The organism is Arsukibacterium sp. (assembly GCF_033722355.1).
In the GTDB taxonomy this organism is placed as follows: Bacteria; Pseudomonadota; Gammaproteobacteria; order Enterobacterales; family Alteromonadaceae; genus Alishewanella.
Window position 1 is genome coordinate 1 of the sequence record NZ_JAWVZF010000004.1, and the last position, 16,937, is coordinate 16,937.

General features: G+C 49.6%; 20 protein-coding genes. 6 read left to right on the forward strand and 14 right to left on the reverse strand.

Annotated elements, in window-relative coordinates:
- The 3 genes from R3177_RS00875 to rpoE all read right to left on the reverse strand — a co-directional run.
- On the reverse strand, positions 1-488 hold a 488-nt coding region (locus tag R3177_RS00875; RefSeq protein WP_318969156.1), incomplete at its 3' end, for a sigma-E factor regulatory protein RseB domain-containing protein.
- A 1-nt stretch (position 489) separates the two neighbouring features.
- Positions 490-1,089, reverse strand: coding sequence for a sigma-E factor negative regulatory protein (locus R3177_RS00880; protein ID WP_318969157.1), 600 nt, complete (start codon positions 1,087-1,089; stop codon positions 490-492).
- Positions 1,090-1,124: 35 nt separating this feature from the next.
- Positions 1,125-1,700 carry an RNA polymerase sigma factor RpoE gene (gene rpoE, locus R3177_RS00885; RefSeq protein ID WP_318969158.1) on the reverse strand — a complete coding sequence of 192 codons (576 nt, stop codon included), beginning with the start codon at positions 1,698-1,700 and terminating at the stop codon, positions 1,125-1,127.
- Between the two features lie 215 nt (positions 1,701-1,915).
- Between rpoE and nadB the strand changes: the two genes are divergently transcribed.
- Positions 1,916-3,520: an L-aspartate oxidase gene (nadB, locus tag R3177_RS00890; RefSeq protein ID WP_318969159.1), complete on the forward strand. Its 1,605-nt coding sequence runs from the start codon at positions 1,916-1,918 to the stop codon at positions 3,518-3,520.
- On the opposite strand, the gene R3177_RS00895 is transcribed toward nadB, so the two are convergent.
- Together R3177_RS00895 and R3177_RS00900 are read right to left on the reverse strand one after the other, a co-directional pair.
- Positions 3,521-3,979, reverse strand: coding sequence for a protein YgfX (locus R3177_RS00895; protein WP_318969160.1), 459 nt, complete (start codon positions 3,977-3,979; stop codon positions 3,521-3,523).
- Positions 3,966-4,217: a succinate dehydrogenase assembly factor 2 gene (locus tag R3177_RS00900; RefSeq protein ID WP_318969161.1), complete on the reverse strand. Its 252-nt coding sequence runs from the start codon at positions 4,215-4,217 to the stop codon at positions 3,966-3,968. The genes R3177_RS00895 and R3177_RS00900 overlap by 14 nt, the downstream gene beginning before the upstream one ends.
- Positions 4,218-4,354: 137 nt before the next feature.
- Between R3177_RS00900 and ygfZ the strand changes: the two genes are divergently transcribed.
- From ygfZ to dbpA, 5 genes are all read left to right on the forward strand, one after another.
- Positions 4,355-5,326 (forward strand): tRNA-modifying protein YgfZ, encoded by a 972-nt coding sequence (gene ygfZ / locus R3177_RS00905; RefSeq protein WP_318969162.1) that lies wholly within the window; start codon positions 4,355-4,357, stop codon positions 5,324-5,326.
- Between the two features lie 10 nt (positions 5,327-5,336).
- On the forward strand, positions 5,337-5,822 hold the full coding sequence (locus R3177_RS00910) for a peptidylprolyl isomerase (protein WP_318969163.1): 486 nt from the start codon (positions 5,337-5,339) through the stop codon (positions 5,820-5,822).
- 153 nt (positions 5,823-5,975) lie between these two features.
- Complete coding sequence (locus R3177_RS00915) at positions 5,976-6,926, forward strand: M23 family metallopeptidase (protein ID WP_318969164.1); 951 nt, start codon at positions 5,976-5,978, stop codon at positions 6,924-6,926.
- Between the two features lie 8 nt (positions 6,927-6,934).
- Positions 6,935-7,258, forward strand: coding sequence for a polymer-forming cytoskeletal protein (locus R3177_RS00920; RefSeq protein ID WP_318969165.1), 324 nt, complete (start codon positions 6,935-6,937; stop codon positions 7,256-7,258).
- A gap of 89 nt (positions 7,259-7,347) precedes the next feature.
- Positions 7,348-8,727 carry an ATP-dependent RNA helicase DbpA gene (gene dbpA / locus R3177_RS00925; protein WP_318969166.1) on the forward strand — a complete coding sequence of 460 codons (1,380 nt, stop codon included), beginning with the start codon at positions 7,348-7,350 and terminating at the stop codon, positions 8,725-8,727.
- Positions 8,728-8,758: 31 nt separating this feature from the next.
- On the opposite strand, the gene R3177_RS00930 is transcribed toward dbpA, so the two are convergent.
- The 9 genes from R3177_RS00930 to R3177_RS00970 all read right to left on the reverse strand — a co-directional run bounded on the left by R3177_RS00930 (position 8,759) and on the right by R3177_RS00970 (position 16,906).
- Positions 8,759-9,622: an MBL fold metallo-hydrolase gene (locus R3177_RS00930; protein WP_318969167.1), complete on the reverse strand. Its 864-nt coding sequence runs from the start codon at positions 9,620-9,622 to the stop codon at positions 8,759-8,761.
- Positions 9,623-9,720: 98 nt separating this feature from the next.
- Positions 9,721-9,933: a (Na+)-NQR maturation NqrM gene (nqrM, locus tag R3177_RS00935; RefSeq protein ID WP_318969168.1), complete on the reverse strand. Its 213-nt coding sequence runs from the start codon at positions 9,931-9,933 to the stop codon at positions 9,721-9,723.
- Between the two features lie 3 nt (positions 9,934-9,936).
- The gene (locus R3177_RS00940) at positions 9,937-10,986 is read right to left on the reverse strand and encodes an FAD:protein FMN transferase (protein WP_318969169.1); all 1,050 of its coding nucleotides are present in this window, start codon (positions 10,984-10,986) and stop codon (positions 9,937-9,939) included.
- Positions 10,987-11,076: 90 nt separating this feature from the next.
- On the reverse strand, positions 11,077-12,303 hold the full coding sequence (gene nqrF, locus R3177_RS00945; RefSeq protein WP_318969170.1) for an NADH:ubiquinone reductase (Na(+)-transporting) subunit F: 1,227 nt from the start codon (positions 12,301-12,303) through the stop codon (positions 11,077-11,079).
- 20 nt (positions 12,304-12,323) lie between these two features.
- Entirely contained in the window at positions 12,324-12,932 is a 609-nt protein-coding gene (gene nqrE / locus R3177_RS00950) for an NADH:ubiquinone reductase (Na(+)-transporting) subunit E (protein WP_318969171.1), read from the reverse strand.
- A gap of 10 nt (positions 12,933-12,942) precedes the next feature.
- On the reverse strand, positions 12,943-13,572 hold the full coding sequence (locus tag R3177_RS00955; RefSeq protein ID WP_318969172.1) for an NADH:ubiquinone reductase (Na(+)-transporting) subunit D: 630 nt from the start codon (positions 13,570-13,572) through the stop codon (positions 12,943-12,945).
- Positions 13,565-14,368 carry a Na(+)-translocating NADH-quinone reductase subunit C gene (locus R3177_RS00960; RefSeq protein WP_318969173.1) on the reverse strand — a complete coding sequence of 268 codons (804 nt, stop codon included), beginning with the start codon at positions 14,366-14,368 and terminating at the stop codon, positions 13,565-13,567. Before R3177_RS00960 ends, R3177_RS00955 begins: the two co-directional genes overlap by 8 nt.
- Complete coding sequence (locus R3177_RS00965) at positions 14,361-15,566, reverse strand: NADH:ubiquinone reductase (Na(+)-transporting) subunit B (protein WP_318969174.1); 1,206 nt, start codon at positions 15,564-15,566, stop codon at positions 14,361-14,363. The genes R3177_RS00960 and R3177_RS00965 overlap by 8 nt, the downstream gene beginning before the upstream one ends.
- Before the next feature lie 2 nt (positions 15,567-15,568).
- Positions 15,569-16,906 (reverse strand): Na(+)-translocating NADH-quinone reductase subunit A, encoded by a 1,338-nt coding sequence (locus R3177_RS00970; RefSeq protein ID WP_318969175.1) that lies wholly within the window; start codon positions 16,904-16,906, stop codon positions 15,569-15,571.
- Positions 16,907-16,937: the final 31 nt, after the last annotated feature.

Consider the following 16,937-nt stretch of genomic DNA (forward strand, 5'->3'; position numbering starts at 1 on the left):
AACCCGGATTCAGCCTCAACCCATAACCAGTAACTGTGCCGACCGGGGGCCGTGGCGCTCAGTCGTAACAACTGCGCCTGATGACCGGACATCACCGAGCTGCTGCCCAGAACTGCGGTATATAATTTTTGGATCTGCTGAGTGTCCTGAAACAGGATGGCGGGTAGCTCTTTAATACTGTCGCTGCTGGTAACCAGGGCCGGGCGATCGGTTAGAAAATAATACACCACGTCGTCCCGGCGTAAAATATCAACTCCCTCGGCATCCAGTGGCACCAGATGTTCGATTTCTCTGTCGCCGTCACGGCCATGCTGCCAGCGAAACGTTTCCACCTGACTGCCTTTAAATACCACAAAGGAGCTGTCAAAATTGTACTGCTTAACACTTAACTGCACTCTGTCAAACAGCGCCCAGCCAGCCTCATCGGCCTGCAGCAAGCTGCTGCACAACAACATCAGGGTGCAACACAGACTTACTACTTTGTTCATATTACTGCTCGTTGTCTTGCTCAGTCTTAGCCTGGTTCTGCTCCATTACCCGAACCTGTTGCCGGTGCGCCTGCAACAACGCCTGTAGTCTGCGTTGCTGCTCCTGCATGGCCTGCTGCTCCTGTTCGGCAAAACGGCTGTCAGCCGTACTGGAGCTCAAACTGACTGGCGTGGCAAAGCCGCCTATCGGGTTAGTCTGCAAAACCGGACTGGGTAGCATTAATTCCTGTCCGGGCTGCTGGTATTGCTGAACGCCCAGTACAGCAAACAGTGCCACCCCAGCTGCCACCGCCCCCTGAGCCGCAGGTTTCAGCCAGCTGCCATTGGCAGCATGTCTGATACCGCTGCTTATTTTTTGCAATACACCACGGCTTTGCACCAGATGATACGTCGGCTCGTCTTCAAGCAAGGCAGCTATATCTTTACTGAACTCAGCGGGCAAACTTACGACCTGCTCACGCCGGAAAACAGCCGCAGCTAACTGATATCGTTCCAGCTTCTGCTGTAACTCAGGTTGCTGCAACAAGAGATCAAGCTCAGTGTCGCTGATTTGTCTGTTGTCACTGGCCGCTGACAGCCACTCCTGTTTTTCTGACGACATAATTTTTCCTGTCTGCTTGCTGTTCATTATCCGATTTAACCTATCAAGGGTTTAAGCTGAGTGTCGATAGCTTCCCGGGCCCGGAAAATCCGGCTTCGGACCGTACCGATCGGGCATGCCATCACTTCGGCTATTTCTTCGTAACTTAACCCTTCAAGCTCTCTGAGCGTTATTGCGGTACGAAGTTCATCTGGTAATTTATCTATGGTATTAAATACCACAGCACGAATTTCTTCCGATAATAATAACCGCTCCGGCGAATCCTGCTCTTTGAGGGCATCGCTGCCTTCAAAATACTCAGCGTCATCAGCGTCAACATCGGAAGCGGGCGGCTTACGGCCGCTTGCTACCAGATAGTTTTTTGCGCTGTTAACGGCGATCCGGTATAACCAGGTATAAAATGCACTTTCACCGCGAAACCCCGGCATGGCCCGGTAGGCTTTAATAAAAGCGTCCTGGGCAACATCGGCCACGTCTCCGTTGTTAGAGACATAGCGGGAGATTAAGTTCGCGATCCTGTGCTGATATTTTTTTACCAACAGATTAAACGCGGCTTTATCACCTTGCTGGACCCGCTGGACAATTTGCCAATCTAATTCTTGCTCGCTCATTCTTTGAGCCTGTCCCCTGTAATACTTATTAGGTTGTCGAGTTTAAATGGCCCATGGCTGGCGTCGAGGCTCTGACCATGACCACAATAAATAGTTCTGTTTATTATGACAAAACCGCTACAATAAGCTGTTCTAACAGCCATGCTGTCGGCAAATTGCGGCGGTAACCCTAAGGTTCCCCTAACATTAAGGCTCAACTGGGATAAGTGTATCGCATGACACTACAAAATGAATATCATTGTGACGTTTTAATTATTGGCAGCGGCGCGGCAGGCTTATCCCTGGCGTTGCAGTTAGCTGAACATGCAAGCGTCATCGTGTTAAGTAAAGGTCCGCTGCGCGAAGGATCAACCCTGTATGCACAGGGCGGGATCGCTGCCGTATTTGATGAAAATGACAGTATTGCCTCTCATGTTAATGACACCTTAATCGCCGGTGCCGGTTTATGTGATAAAACGGCGGTGCAATTTACCGCCGAACACGCCAAACAGGCTATGCAATGGCTGATTGAACAGGGCGTGCCGTTTGATCAGTATCAGGATACAGACGGCAGCCTGAAATATCACCTTACCCGGGAAGGCGGTCACAGCCACCGCCGCATTCTGCATGCAGCAGATGCCACGGGCCAGGCCGTGCAGATAACCCTGGTTGATAAAGTAAAACAGCACCCGAATATACGTTTACTGGAAAATTATAACGCCATTGATTTAATTAACGGCAGCAAAATAGGCTTAGACAGCAAACGTTGCTATGGCGCTTATGTGTTGAACAAAAGCCGGGGCAAGGTTGAAACCATCAAAGCACATTTTGTAGCCCTGGCCACTGGCGGCGCCAGCAAAGTGTATTTGTATACCAGTAACCCCGATGTTGCCAGTGGTGACGGCATAGCGATGGCCTGGCGTGCTGGCTGCCGGGTCGCTAATATGGAGTTTAACCAGTTTCACCCAACCAGCCTGTATCACCCTGACGCGCCAAATTTTCTGATTTCAGAAGCGATGCGTGGCGAAGGCGCCTATTTATGCCGACCGGATGGCAGCCGTTTTATGCCCGATTTTGATGAACGGGCAGAGCTGGCACCACGGGATATTGTCGCCCGGGCAATCGACTACGAAATGAAACGACTTGGTGCCAATTGTCTGTATCTGGATATCAGCCATCAGCCAAAAGATTTTATTATTGAGCATTTCCCGACGATTTATGCCAAATGCTTAAGTGTCGGTATTGATATCAGCCGCCAGCCAATACCGGTGGTGCCGGCAGCGCACTATACCTGTGGCGGGGTAATGACCAACCTTAACGGCCAGACTGATCTGGAAAATCTGTATGCGGTTGGCGAGGTGGCCTATACCGGATTACATGGAGCGAACCGGATGGCCAGCAATTCATTGCTCGAATGTGTCGTGTTTGCACAGGCGGCAGCAAAGCATATTATCAGCCAGCTGACAGCCCGCGCTGGCTTTGCAGAGATCGCGCCATGGGATGAGAGCCGGGTCAGTGATTCCGACGAGGAGGTCGTCATTACGCATAACTGGCATGAGCTACGGTTATTTATGTGGGATTATGTCGGTATTGTCCGTACCAATAAACGGTTGGAGAGAGCCCTCCACCGGGTAGAATTGTTGCAGTCAGAAATTCATGACTATTACAGCCATTTCCGGCTAAGTCATAATTTACTGGAACTGCGTAATCTGGCGCAGGTGGCTGAACTGATTATCCGCTGTGCCATGGCACGAAAAGAAAGCCGTGGCCTGCATTATAATCTGGACTTCCCTGATCTGCTGAGCAGCAGTCAACCGACGATACTGACCCCGCCATCTTAGCTACCGGCTTTGGGTTTCATTGCTCTTAGCCGTCTGACGCCCCCCTGAGGTTTGCCAGTTAAACTGATTTAACTGGCGTGCCAGCGCGCGATAATCGGCCGCTGACAACTGATCGGCAAATAACCACTGCCAATGTTGCTGCTTATTAACGCTTTGCCAGCTTAACAGCAACGCGTACTCGCTGATAAGACAGCCGGCCATCAGCTGTCCGCCAGGCTGGTCGCTCTGCCACCACCGCAGCTGGCCATCAGCCTGCAGACTCAGCCCCCGGGCAACCGGCGTCTGCCGGTAAAGTATCACAAGGTACCTATATAAAAGGAACAGCAAGGGCGCCGACAGCCACAGCATCAGCGGTGGTAGTGGCTGCAGGGCAAACATCAGCAACAGGCATATTACCAGCGACAGCAGGCCATAGCGGCGCCAGGCCGACGGTTTGACAGCAACATTACACCCGGACACGGTCTAAAATTAAGGCAATAAGCGCCTGCAGCGCTGGATCAGAGGATTTGGCATGCCCCATAAACCAGGCAAATAAATCCGGGTCATCACAGGCCAGCAACCGTTCAAAATCCTGCTTTTGCTGCAACGACAGCGCATCGTAGCCTTCTTCCACAAACGGCGCCAGCAATACATCCAGCTCCAGCATGCCGCGGCGGCACGCCCAGCGCAAACGGGGTTTAATCATCAATTCAGTCATTCCTGTTCCTTACTGCCAGCGGTATAAATAAACATAACGGCATGCCAACAATTCTGCCGCTGTGGGGTTGAGCTTTTCACTGCAGCCCCAATGTTACAACTATCTGCACTCTGGTGATACTTCTGGTGATATAAACTATGCATACATCCTGGTTAACCGCAAACAGTTACGGTAAATTATCCAATCAGGTTCAGGGCGCCTTTATCGCGCCACTGCCGGCGTTTGACATTGTCAGTATCAGTGGTGCTGATAACCGCAAATATTTGCAGAGCCAGACCACCTGTGACATCGACAAACTCGGTGACGATGTCTTTTTACGCGGGGCTCATTGTGACGCCAAAGGTAAGACGTGGTCGGTGTTTCATTTGCTGCAGCAGGGGGACGAACTGCTGGCTGTGGCATTTCGGGATGAGCTGACCGCTTCTGTTGCCCAGTGGCGTAAGTTTGGGGTATTTTCCAAAGTCAGCTTTACCCCAGCCCAGGATCGCTTTGCGGTGCTCGGCATCGGTGGCACAGGCGCGGCAAGACTGATTGAACAGCTTGGCTTTGCCCTGCCTGCAGGTAACGGCAAACTTAGCCGCCATAATGGCGGTGTCTTGTTGCAACTGGCCGAAGCGCATTTTATGCTGGTGTTGCCAACAGAACAGGCGATTGCCCTGCTGGACGCTGACTATCCGCTGGCCGCCCCAACCTTGTGGTTAAAACAGCATATTCTGCAGGGTTTATGTTATCTGGAGCAACCGCTGATTGGCGAGTTTGTTCCACAAATGCTTAACTTACAGGCGGTGAATGCGATCAGTTTTACCAAAGGATGTTACCTCGGGCAGGAGACCGTGGCCCGGATGAAGTACCTGGGGCGTAATAAACGTGCTGCCTGGATCCTGCAGGCAGCAACGGATGACATGCCTGTTGCAGGTTCTGATATCGAACAACAGTTTAACGACAACTGGCGCCGGGTGGGCCAGGTTATTAACGCGGTGAATATCAATAATCAGCTCTGGTTGATTGCGGTACTGCCTAATGACATAACACCGGCAGACTCGTTACGGTTAAAGTCCGACAGTGCACCGGCGCTGCAGTTACTGCCGTTACCCTATCCTTTAAGTTAAAGAGGTTTTCATGACCATATCACAAGACAAAGTCGTCGCCATGCACTACACCGTTACCGATCCGCAAGGTAATAAACTGGATTCATCTGTAGATGGCGAGCCTTTGGTATTTCTGTTTGGCCATGGCGCATTAATTCCCGGCCTGGAACAGGCGTTAGCCGGTAAAACCGCTGGCGATACTTTTACTGCGACCATAGCCCCGGCCGACGCTTATGGCGAACGTCACGATCAGTTAGTTCAATCGGTACCAAAAAACATGTTTGATGGCATGGAAGTCGCACCGGGTATGCGGTTTCGTGCTGCCGGACCTGATGGCCGCGAGCAGTCTGTCATTATTCTCGATGTCACTGATGACGAAGTAGTCGTGGACGGCAACCATCCATTGTCAGGCATTGAGTTGAGTTTCGATGTCGAAGTACTGAAAGTACGGGATGCAACCGAGGAAGAATTAGCCCACGGCCATGTCCATGGTATCGACGGTGACGAAAGTCATTAATGTATTGACATTAATGCAATAACTTTTAAAACCGCAGCATTATGTTGCGGTTTTGTCATTTCTGGCTGCGACGAAAACCTTGACAGCAGCGACAAAGAGCCCTATTTTGGCCTCTTGTCTTGTATTTAACCATTGTAAAAGCTGTTATATCAGATGAAAGATAGAATTATTATCTCGGTATCGAGCATCAATGGTACCCGCCACTATAGCGTCAGCAAACTGTTTAAACGCAATGCCGTGATCAGTTTATGGCTGATCCTGTTCACTGTTATTATTACCGCAGCGGTGATCGATTATCTGCTGAAAACGGTTGACCACACCAGACATCAGCAGCAGGTGCTGGCAGAGCAAGCCGACCAACTGGTGGCAGAAATTACAGAGCTCAGCCAAACCCGGGAGCAGTTGCAGCAAGAGCTGGCGATTAAGCAGGATGAAATGCTGCAGGTTAGTAACCGGCTGGGTGAAATTGAATTAACCCTGGGGCTGGAACAACAGTTCCCCCAGGATCTGGAAGCCAGGCTGGATACGGCAACCGTTAACTCCAGCGCTAAAATGGCCATGTTACAGCTGGTACCCAATGGCTCACCACTGGAGTTTCGCCGCCGCTCTTCCCGCTTTGGTGTCCGTACCCATCCTATTATCGGCAAGCAGCAGCACCATAATGGTATCGATTTGTCGGCTAACCGCGGTACGCCGATTTATGCGCCGGCAGATGGTGTGGTTGAAGTCGTCCGTCCCAGTAAAAATGGCTACGGTAATCTGCTTAAAATTCGCCATGCTTTCGGCTTTTCAACGCTTTACGCCCATTTAGACGAATTTAAAGTCAGCAACGGGCTGTTTGTGCATAAAGGCCAGTTAATCGCCACATCAGGCAATACCGGTAACTCAACGGCGCCGCATTTGCATTACGAAATACACTTCTTGGACCGGTCACTCAATCCACAACACTTTATGGACTGGGATGCCAACAATTTTGACCTGGTATTCGAAAAAGAACGGAGTATTAAATGGGATTCTTTAGTAACGATGCTGCAAACCAAAGCAAGCACACAACTACAACTGTCATCGCTGAAGGATGCTCAGTTATCGGAAGTCTCCGATTAAGCTGCGACATGCAGGTCGATGGTTATGTAGAAGGCGTGATTACCAGCGAAAAAACCCTGATTATCAGTGCCGCTGGCCGGGTCAAAGCGCAGGTTAGTGCAGATAAAGTTATTATCAACGGTTTATTTGATGGTGAGCTGTTCGCTAATACGGTAGAGATCTTGCCGCAAGGTAAGGCGATGGGGATTATACATAGTGACGATTTGTGTATAGAACGGGGCGGCAGTTTTATTGGTGAAACCCAAGCTACCTCGCAGGATCAGGTGGTCAGTCTGACCCGGCCTGAGCAGGACGATGCCGCGATTGATAACCGGCTTGAAAATAACGGCTGAGCAAAAAAACGCCAACACCTGCGCTTAACTTCTGCTATAATGCCGCCCCCTTGCAGGCGGCGTCCTGTCTTTAGTTACAGGATTATAATGTGTCTGCTCTCAGTTTCAGTCAATTGCCGTTACCCGCCTCGTTACTGGCATGTTTAACAAGTCTTGAATATCATCAGATGACAGCAGTGCAGGCCCAGAGCCTGCCTGCTATTTTAGACGGTAAAGATGTTATCGCCCAGGCGAAAACCGGCTCAGGCAAAACAGCGGCCTTTGCACTCGGCTTACTGGCAAAACTGGATGTAAAAAGGTTTCGGATCCAGAGCCTGATATTATGTCCTACCCGTGAACTGGCAGAACAAGTTGCCGCTGAAACCCGTAAACTGGCGCGTCATATTCATAATATTAAAGTGTTAACCCTCTGTGGTGGCGTACCGACCCGCAGTCAGATTGTGTCGCTGGAACATGGTGCTCATATTATTGTCGGTACCCCGGGCCGGGTCCTTGATCATTTGCAGCAGCAACGGCTGGATTTAACTCATTTAACCACGCTGGTGCTGGATGAGGCTGACCGGATGCTGGAAATGGGCTTTGCTGACACATTAAATGCCATCCTGGCCGATATTCCCTCAGCACGGCAAACCCTGCTATTCAGTGCGACTTTCGATCATGCTGTCAGGCAAATTGCCGCTGGTATTATGCAAACGCCTGTCACGATCACCGTTGAGAGTGGTCACAGCCAAACCAGCATTGAACAGTATTTTTATCAGTTAGACGGACTAAGCCGCGCGGATGCCGTCAATCTGTTGCTGCATCAGTTCCGGCCGGTCAGTACAGTGGTTTTCTGCAACACCAAACGCGAGACTCAGCAGCTGGCAGATACATTACAGCACCAAGGTATCAGCGTTATCGCCCTGCATGGAGATTTAGAGCAACGGGAGCGTGAACACGCATTACTTAAATTCAGCAATAACAGTGTCAGCGTACTGGTGGCTACCGATGTTGCAGCCCGGGGGCTTGATATTGATAAGCTGGATTTAGTGATCAATTATCAGCTGGCCCATGATGTCGCGACGCATATCCACCGCATCGGCAGAACCGGCCGCGCCGGTCACAGCGGCATCGCCTGTTCCTTATTAAGCCCGGACGACGGTCATAAGCTGAGTGCGCTGGCCAGCGAGCTTGGCGATGAAATTACCGCTGAGCCGTTACCAGCGCACACTGCACTCGGCCAGAAATTAGCTGAGCCGGCCATGCAGACCCTGCAAATTGATGGTGGTAAAAAACATAAGCTGCGCCCTGGTGATATTGTTGGTGCGCTCACCGCCGGTCAGCAGCTAACATTTGCCGATATCGGTAAAATCCAGGTGCTGGACACCGTTGCTTTTGTTGCAGTTAGCCGTAAACAGGCAAAACTGGCACTGGCGCTTTTGAACGAGGGCAAGATGAAAGGCAAAAAGTACCGGGTTTGGCGACTGTAACACTCAAACCCGGTCCAGTTATAACACAGGATTAACGGCTCAGCGGTTCGGCCTGTAACAAGGTATTTATCCAGCGCTGTTCAGTGATAAAGCTCCAGTGCCAGGCCTGCCACTCTTCACCCAGACCCGCTGCAACTATCTGTTCGTTGCTCAACCCCTTAGCTTGCTGCTGCTCGACCAGCGCCAGGGTTTTTATCATCATCTGATGAAAACGCTGTAAACCGGCTTTGTCAGTTAATGCGCCGTGGCCCGGGATAACCTTAGTGTTATCATCAATATTGGCGATCACATAAGCGACGTTGGCGATATAGCCACGAACTGAACCTCCCTTGCTTAAATCGATAAACGGGAACCGGCCTTCGAATAGCATGTCGCCCATATGCACGACGTTTTTTTCCTCAAACCAGACAATAATATCACCATCGGTATGGCTGGGCGGCAGGTATTCAAGGCGGATTGATTCACCATCTAAATTCAGCCTCAGCTCGCTGACGAAGGTTTCAGTCGGCAGACCACTGCGTGGGAAAGACGCATCGGCACTTAATCGTTTAAATACATTGGTATGGGCAATTATCCGACCAGGCTTTAATGCACTATTACCGTTAACATGATCACCGTGCATATGGGTGTTGATGAGGGTACCCAGGGCTTTACCGTTACTGAGTTCGGCAAGTTTAGCGTGAATTTTATCTGCCAGCTCGGCATATTGAGCGTCAATCAAAATGACGTCATCATCAGTTACCAATGCGGCCATATTGCCACCAGAGCCGGTCAGCATATACAGGTTATCCGCCAGCGGCGTAGCATTAATTTGCACGTCAGCAAAGCGATTGGCGGTAGCAGGCAGGCTTACAAAAAATATCAGGAGCAGCGCGAGATAAGGGAACCGATGCATCGTTTTTATCCTCAGATCAGGGTTAATCAGGTTAATGCAGGCAGCTCAGATGCCGCCTGCGCCATACACAGCTTAACCTATACGCAGCGATACACCATTCAGATGATTTTATTATCCTGCCAGAATTTTTCTTTCTGTTGACGTTTCAGTCTTTTTTCACAGGGTTTGTCGCAATCACAAGCTTTATCTACGCCAATGTCGCCAAGCCCGCCGCAACTACCAGCAATGGTCTTACGCTGCACAATAAAACCTATTGCCATGGCGCATACCACCACCAGAAATAAACCAAAGGTAAAAATAAATACCGCCATCGCTTACCTCACTTCATCAACTAAAAAAGGTTTAAATGCCTCACTGGCCAGCTCACTAAAGCCATCGTCTGTTTTAACAATCAGCAGCGCCGCAAGCTGGTGCTGATTAGCAAATTGCAGCGCTTCTGCCGCATTCATAATATGCAATGCCGTAGCATAGCCATCTGCTGTCATGCTGCTCGGATGGATAACAGTACTGGATACGGTCCGGTGTTGAACCGGTTCAGCGGTGCGCGGGTCAATTAAATGAGAATAACGGACGCCATCCTGCTCAAAATAATTGCGGTAATCACCTGAGGTAGCCATTGCCATATTACCCGGCGTAATGATGCGTTGCACTGCCCTGTCACCCGCCACCGGTTTCTCGATAGCTACCCGCCACGGGCGGTCAGGCTTACTCCCTTTGACCCGCATTTCACCACCAATATCCACCATATAATCTTTTATACCTGCAGAGTCCAGAATTTCAGCCAACCGATCAACACCGTAACCTTTTGCAATCGTTGATAAATCAAGCGCCAGCCGTGGTTCAGTTTTCTGAAGCCGCTGCCCGGTCAAACTGATTTTATCGATGCCGATATAAGCGCTCACTGCTGCAAGTTCTGCAGCAGCAGGCCGTTCGCTGACGCGCCCAGCGGCGCCAAAGCCCCACAGTTCAACCAGCGGTGCTATGGTAATATCCAATACACCCTCAGTCTGCTCAGCAATTCTTATGGCTTCGGCAATCACTTTGGCCGTTGGTTCACTGATCATAAAAGGTTCAGTGGTTTGCTGACGATTAAATTGCATCAGTTCCGATGCCGGCCGGTATGTCGACATCAAATCGTTAATCAGCTCCAGCTCCTGCTCAACTCGTTGCTGTAATAGCTGACTGTCGACCGCTTGCTGACTGAAAAACTTGATACTGTAGGTGGTGCCCATAGTGCGCCCCTGCAGCTCCTGCTCCTGCGGCACTGTTAACACCGGTAAACATCCCGGCAGGGCGACACCAATTGCAAGCAGCCAGAATATCGGAAAAAAGCAAAACCGCTTTGTCATCAATGCTGTTATCACTCTGAATAAGGCTCCTGACAAGTTTGTTTATAACATAAAAGGGGCAACGCAGAACGTTGCCCCTTTTGTTATAACCCAGACGGCAGTTACTTAGCCACCGAAGTCATCCAACAGGATGTTATCGTCTTCGACGCCTAAGTCTTTCAGCATGTTTATAACCGCTTTATTCATCATTGGCGGTCCGCACATGTAAAACTCACAATCTTCAGGGGCTTTGTGGTTTTTCAGATAGTTTTCATAAATGACATTATGAATGAATCCGGTGTAACCATCCCAGTTGTCTTCCGGCTGAGGGTCAGACAGCGCAACATGCCACTCAAAGTTGTCATTCTCTGCCGCCAGCATATCGAAATCTTCGACATAGAACATTTCACGCTTAGAACGGGCACCATACCAGAAGCTGATTTTACGCTTCGATTTTAACCGGCGCAGCTGGTCAAACAGATGCGAACGCATCGGGGCCATACCGGCGCCACCGCCAATGAAGACCATTTCAGCGTCAGTGTCTTTTGCAAAGAACTCACCAAAGGGTCCTGAAATTGTCACCTTGTCACCCTTTTTCAGGCTCCAGATATAAGACGACATTTTGCCACAAGGCAGGCTCAGATTATTAGGTGGTGGCGTAGCAATCCGTACGTTCAGCATAATAATGCCTTCTTCGTCCGGATAGTTTGCCATTGAGTAAGCGCGAATCGTCTCTTCATCCACCTTTGACTCTAAGCTGAAGAAGTTAAAGCGTTCCCAGTCACCACGGAATTTTTCAGGGATATCAAAATCTTTATATTTAACATGATGTGGCGGCGCCTCAATCTGAATATAACCACCAGCACGAAACGGTACTGATTCACCGTCAGGGATGGCCATTTTCAGCTCTTTAATAAAGGTTGCCTTGCTATCATTAGAGATAACTTCACATTCCCATTTTTTGATACCGAAGATCTCTTCTTCTACTTCGATTTCCATATCAGATTTAACCGCCACCTGACAGGACAAACGACAGCCTTCGCGGGCTTCGCCTTTAGTGATATGACCTAATTCAGTTGGCAATATTTCACCGCCACCGGATTTAACATGAACCCGGCACTGCCCGCAGGAGCCACCGCCGCCACAGGCAGACGACAGGAAAATACCGTTGTCAGCCAGAGCACCCAGCAATTTACCACCGGCTTTGGTTTTGATGGCCTTGTCAGGATCATGATTGATACTTATGGTAATGTCGCCGCTTGCCACCAGTTTGGATTTGGCCGCCAGGATGATAAACACCAGCATTAAAACCACTATGGTGAACATGCCAACGCCAAGATATATCTCTTGCATTATATATTCCCTCTACTGCCTTACAGTGAAACGCCAGAGAAAGACATAAAGCCTAATCCCATTAAACCAACTACCAGAAAGGTAGAGCCCAGACCGCGCAAGCCGGCTGGAATATCGGCATATTTTAATTTTTCGCGGACCCCTGCCAGCAGGGTTATCGCCAGCGCCCAACCCACACCACTGCCAAGACCGAATACCACGCTCTCGCCAAAGTTATAATCGCGTTCAACCATAAAGGCCACTGCGCCGAAAATCGCGCAGTTTACGGTGATTAATGGCAGAAATATGCCAAGCGCGTTATACAAAGCCGGGAAAAACTTATCTAAGGTCATTTCCAGGATCTGGACCAGAGCCGCAATGACGCCAATGTAAGTTAAAAAGCCCAGAAAGCTTAAATCCGCTTCCGGAAAGCCCGCCCAGGCCAGTGCACCGGGAGCCAGCAGTAAATTAAACACCAGGTTATTCACCGGTACCGAAATACCCAGTACCACAATAACAGCTACCCCTAAACCGAAGGCAGTTTTGATTTTTTGTGATACAGCTAAAAAGGTACACATTCCCAGGAAAAACGACAGTGCCAGGTTCTCGATAAAAACGGCACGTATAAACAGGCTGATATAATGTTCCATTAACTGCTCCTTATGCCTTCTCTATCTGTTCCGGACGGTAAGTCCGTAACACCCAGATAAATAATCCAATGATAATAAAAGCACTCGGTGCGATTAACAGGAAGCCCATCGGCTGATACCAACCGCCTTCTGCAATCAGTGGCAGGACCTGCACGCCGAATAAAGAACCTGAACCGCCTAACTCACGGACAAAAGCAACTATCAGCAATACCACACTGTAACCAAGACCATTACCGATACCATCTAAAAAGCTCATGCCCGGAGAACTTTTCATGGCATAGGCTTCAGCCCGGCCCATCACGATACAGTTGGTGATAATCAAACCGACGAATACTGAAAGTTCCTTGGCTACATCATAAGCAAAGGCTTTCAGGAACTGATCCACCACTATAACCAGTGAAGCGATGATCGTCATCTGGACAATGATCCGCACACTGGATGGAATATGGTTACGGATAGTCGAAATAAACAGATTTGAAAACGCTGTGACGAAAGTAAGTGCAATACACATTACCAGCGCCTTATCCATCTTGGTGGTTACCGCCAGTGCAGAGCAAATCCCCAGCACCTGCAATGCAATCGGGTTATTGGCGAAAACCGGCCCAAACAGAACCGTTTTAATTTCTTTTACATTAGCCATTAGTTAAAGCTCCTTGACGCACTTTTTGTAAGAAAGGCCCGAAGCCCGTCTCACCAAGCCAGAAGGTAAAGGTATTTTGTACGCCGTTAGCAGTTAAGGTCGCACCTGATAAACCGTCAACTTCATAGTCAGAATCAGGGTCGGCATTACCGGGCTTTTTAACTTCCAGAGCAACCCGGCCGACATCATCCGTTATTTTCTTACCCTTGAACTGCGCCTTAAAGCGGGTACTTTCAATTTCCGCACCCAGACCCGGCGTTTCACCCTGCTCATAATAGTTCAGGCCGATAATGGTATTGGCATCAGGTTCAAGTGCCAGAAACGCATGCATGGTAGACCATAAGCCGTAGCCATGAACCGGCAATACCACCGCAATAAGATTGCGGTTGTCATCGTAGGTCAGATATACCGGCGCCAGTTCAGCGATACGACGAATAGACGCGATGTCGGCAGGACCTTCCAGCGCTGTACTCAACTCCGGATCTTTCATCGCACCACGATAATCGTAAGTCTCGGCGCAGGCTTTATCACAGTCTGCAACAATTTCGCCGGTTTCCAGATGGACTAAGCGGGATTCAATATGCTTATTAAACGTTTCGGTTATCAACTCTGGCGAGGCATTACCTTCGATTAAGCCGACACTTCTGAGAATATTTACCTGAGCATCAAGTAATTTATTCTGTTGCTGCATCGGGCGTAACTGCACTGCCGCAGTGGATACCACAATAGCACACACTAAACATAACGATATTACAACAATCAGTGTCTTGCTGATGGAGTCATTATTACTAGACATTACGTGCCAGCCTCCGCTTAATATTTGCCTGAGCCACAAAGAAATCGAACAGGGGAGCAAACAGGTTGGCGAACAGAATGGCCAGCATCATGCCTTCAGGATATGCCGGGTTAGCGACCCGAATCATCACCACCATAAAGCCGATTAAGATACCATAGGCCCACTTGCCCTGATTGGTAAACGATGCTGAAACCGGGTCGGTTGCCATAAAGAACATACCAATAGCAAAGCCCCCCAGCACCAGATGCCAATGCCATGGCATGGCAAACAATGGGTTGGTGTTAGAACCCACAATATTAAACAGATAGCTGGTCAGAATCATACCAATCATCACACCCAGCACAATACGCCAGGATGCGATCCGGAAATACAGGATGGCTAAGCCACCTACCAGCAACGCCAGCACTGACGTCTCACCTATTGAACCGGGAATGAACCCTAAGAAAGCATCCCACCATAATTCGGTATTGGCTGCATAGTCCAGTTCACCCATCTGCGCCTTACTTAACCAGGTTGCGCCTGAATAACCATCGGCCACTGTCCATACTGCGTCACCGGAAATCTGGGCCGGGTAGGCGAAAAACAGAAAAGCACGGCCTGCTAACGCCGGATTAAGGAAGTTACGGCCGGTACCACCAAATACTTCTTTGGCCACCACTATGCCGAAGGTGATACCTAATGCAACCTGCCACAGCGGGATAGTAGCTGGCAGAATTAAGGCAAAAAGGATAGAGCTGACAAAAAAGCCTTCATTAATCTCGTGTTTGCGTATCGAGGCAAATAACACCTCCCAGAAGCCACCCACGATAAAGGTTACGGCATAAATCGGAATAAACCAGACTGCGCCATACAGCATTTTGCTGGCCCAGCCAGACGCTTCAGATAAATTACCGCCGAGCATCTGAAAAACAGCCACCTGCCAGGTGTCCGGTGTACCGTAACCCGCTGCCAGTGCCTGGACAGCCTGATGACCGATATTGAACATACCAAAGAACAGCGCAGGAAACAGCGCCAGCCAAACGAAAATCATAATTCGTTTTAAATCTATACTGTCACGGACATGCGTGCCGTTTTTGGTAACCAGACCGGGGGTATAAAAAATGGTCGCAGCAGCTTCATACAGCGAGTACCATTTCTCGTATTTACCGCCTTTCTCAAATTGCGGTTCAATGCGCTCTAAAAAATGCTTTAAACTCATGATTAGCCTTCCTTCTGGATGGTCGTCAAGCAGTTGCGCAGAATCGTGCCGTAGTCGTATTTGCCAGGGCATACAAAAGTACACAGTGCCAAATCTTCTTCGTCTAACTCCAGGCAACCCAGGGTTTGGGCGCTGTCTGTATCGTTGGAAATTAAATCCCGCAACAACAGGGTCGGCAAAATATCCAGCGGCATTACCCGTTCGTAATTACCAATCGGCACCATGGCCCGCGATGAGCCATTGGTGGTTGTTGTCATATTGAACAGACGTTTCGGGCTCAGATGTGACAAATAAGCGCGGGTCACCGAGAATTTATTTGCGCCGGGTGCTATCCAGCCTAAAAACTCTTTCTCATCGCCTTCTTCCAGCACCGACACCTGATTATGGTAACGGCCAAGATAGCCATGGACGCCATGAGCGCGGTTACCTGACAGCACTGAGCCTGAAATAATACGGTTTTTACCGTCATTAAGTTCATTGTCGGTCAACTCGGCCAGTGACGCCCCCAATACCGTTTTCAGTAAACGTGGTGATTTCACTACAGGACCGGTTAAGGCCACGACCCTGTTGCTATCCAGCTCGCCGGTTAAAAACAGCTTGGCAATGGCGATGACATCCTGATAACCAATATGCCATACCACTTTTTTCATGCTTACCGGTTCCAGAAAGTGGATGTGAGTACCTACCAACCCGGCAGGGTGAGGGCCATCAAATTCTGCAACGTCGACAGCTGAGCTTGCTGGCAATTGGCTACCGGCTTTTTTAGTCAGATACACTTTACCGTCAGTCAGCTTACTTAACAGGGTCAGGCCCTGCGTGAAGGCTTCTGCTTCCGCATTAATAATAACGCTAGGGTCTGCAGCCAAAGGATTGGTGTCCATGGCATTAACAAAAATGGCACGTGGTGTGCTGTCAACAGCCGGGATTTGACTGAAAGGCCTGGTGCGAAGCGCCGTCCATAGTCCAGAATCAACCAGGTTCTGAGTGACATTTTCGCGGCTTAAGCCAGCGAGCTGATCACTACTGTAGCGCCGGAACTGTTCAGCGTCATCACCCTTTACAGCAATAACGACCGATTGCAATACCCGTTTGGCACCACGATTAATTTCTTTGACGGTACCTGCAAGCGGCGCGGTAAATTTAACGCCAGGGTTTTTCTTGTCTTCGAAAAGCACCTGACCTTTTTTTACCGTATCACCTACTTCGACGGCCATTGTCGGACGCATGCCCACATACTCTTCGCCCAAAACGGCGACGGTAGTAATGGCATTACCCGTACTGATCTCTTGTTTAGGACTGCCTGCGAGGGGAATGTCCAAGCCTTTTTTGAGTTTTATCATACGTACTTGCACTACTATTTTGGGAAGAAAC

What these genes read in the sequence shown, in the direction of transcription:
- R3177_RS00880 (WP_318969157.1), bottom strand. Translation starts at nt 1,089, where the DNA reads ATGTCGTCAGAAAAACAGGAGTGGCTGTCAGCGGCCAGTGACAACAGA.
- rpoE (WP_318969158.1), bottom strand. Translation starts at nt 1,700, where the DNA reads ATGAGCGAGCAAGAATTAGATTGGCAAATTGTCCAGCGGGTCCAGCAA.
- nadB (WP_318969159.1), top strand. Translation starts at nt 1,916, where the DNA reads ATGACACTACAAAATGAATATCATTGTGACGTTTTAATTATTGGCAGC.
- R3177_RS00900 (WP_318969161.1), bottom strand. Translation starts at nt 4,217, where the DNA reads ATGACTGAATTGATGATTAAACCCCGTTTGCGCTGGGCGTGCCGCCGC.
- ygfZ (WP_318969162.1), top strand. Translation starts at nt 4,355, where the DNA reads ATGCATACATCCTGGTTAACCGCAAACAGTTACGGTAAATTATCCAAT.
- R3177_RS00910 (WP_318969163.1), top strand. Translation starts at nt 5,337, where the DNA reads ATGACCATATCACAAGACAAAGTCGTCGCCATGCACTACACCGTTACC.
- R3177_RS00915 (WP_318969164.1), top strand. Translation starts at nt 5,976, where the DNA reads ATGAAAGATAGAATTATTATCTCGGTATCGAGCATCAATGGTACCCGC.
- R3177_RS00920 (WP_318969165.1), top strand. Translation starts at nt 6,935, where the DNA reads ATGCAGGTCGATGGTTATGTAGAAGGCGTGATTACCAGCGAAAAAACC.
- R3177_RS00930 (WP_318969167.1), bottom strand. Translation starts at nt 9,622, where the DNA reads ATGCATCGGTTCCCTTATCTCGCGCTGCTCCTGATATTTTTTGTAAGC.
- nqrM (WP_318969168.1), bottom strand. Translation starts at nt 9,933, where the DNA reads ATGGCGGTATTTATTTTTACCTTTGGTTTATTTCTGGTGGTGGTATGC.
- nqrF (WP_318969170.1), bottom strand. Translation starts at nt 12,303, where the DNA reads ATGCAAGAGATATATCTTGGCGTTGGCATGTTCACCATAGTGGTTTTA.
- nqrE (WP_318969171.1), bottom strand. Translation starts at nt 12,932, where the DNA reads ATGGAACATTATATCAGCCTGTTTATACGTGCCGTTTTTATCGAGAAC.
- R3177_RS00955 (WP_318969172.1), bottom strand. Translation starts at nt 13,572, where the DNA reads ATGGCTAATGTAAAAGAAATTAAAACGGTTCTGTTTGGGCCGGTTTTC.
- R3177_RS00960 (WP_318969173.1), bottom strand. Translation starts at nt 14,368, where the DNA reads ATGTCTAGTAATAATGACTCCATCAGCAAGACACTGATTGTTGTAATA.
- R3177_RS00965 (WP_318969174.1), bottom strand. Translation starts at nt 15,566, where the DNA reads ATGAGTTTAAAGCATTTTTTAGAGCGCATTGAACCGCAATTTGAGAAA.
- R3177_RS00970 (WP_318969175.1), bottom strand. Translation starts at nt 16,906, where the DNA reads ATGATAAAACTCAAAAAAGGCTTGGACATTCCCCTCGCAGGCAGTCCT.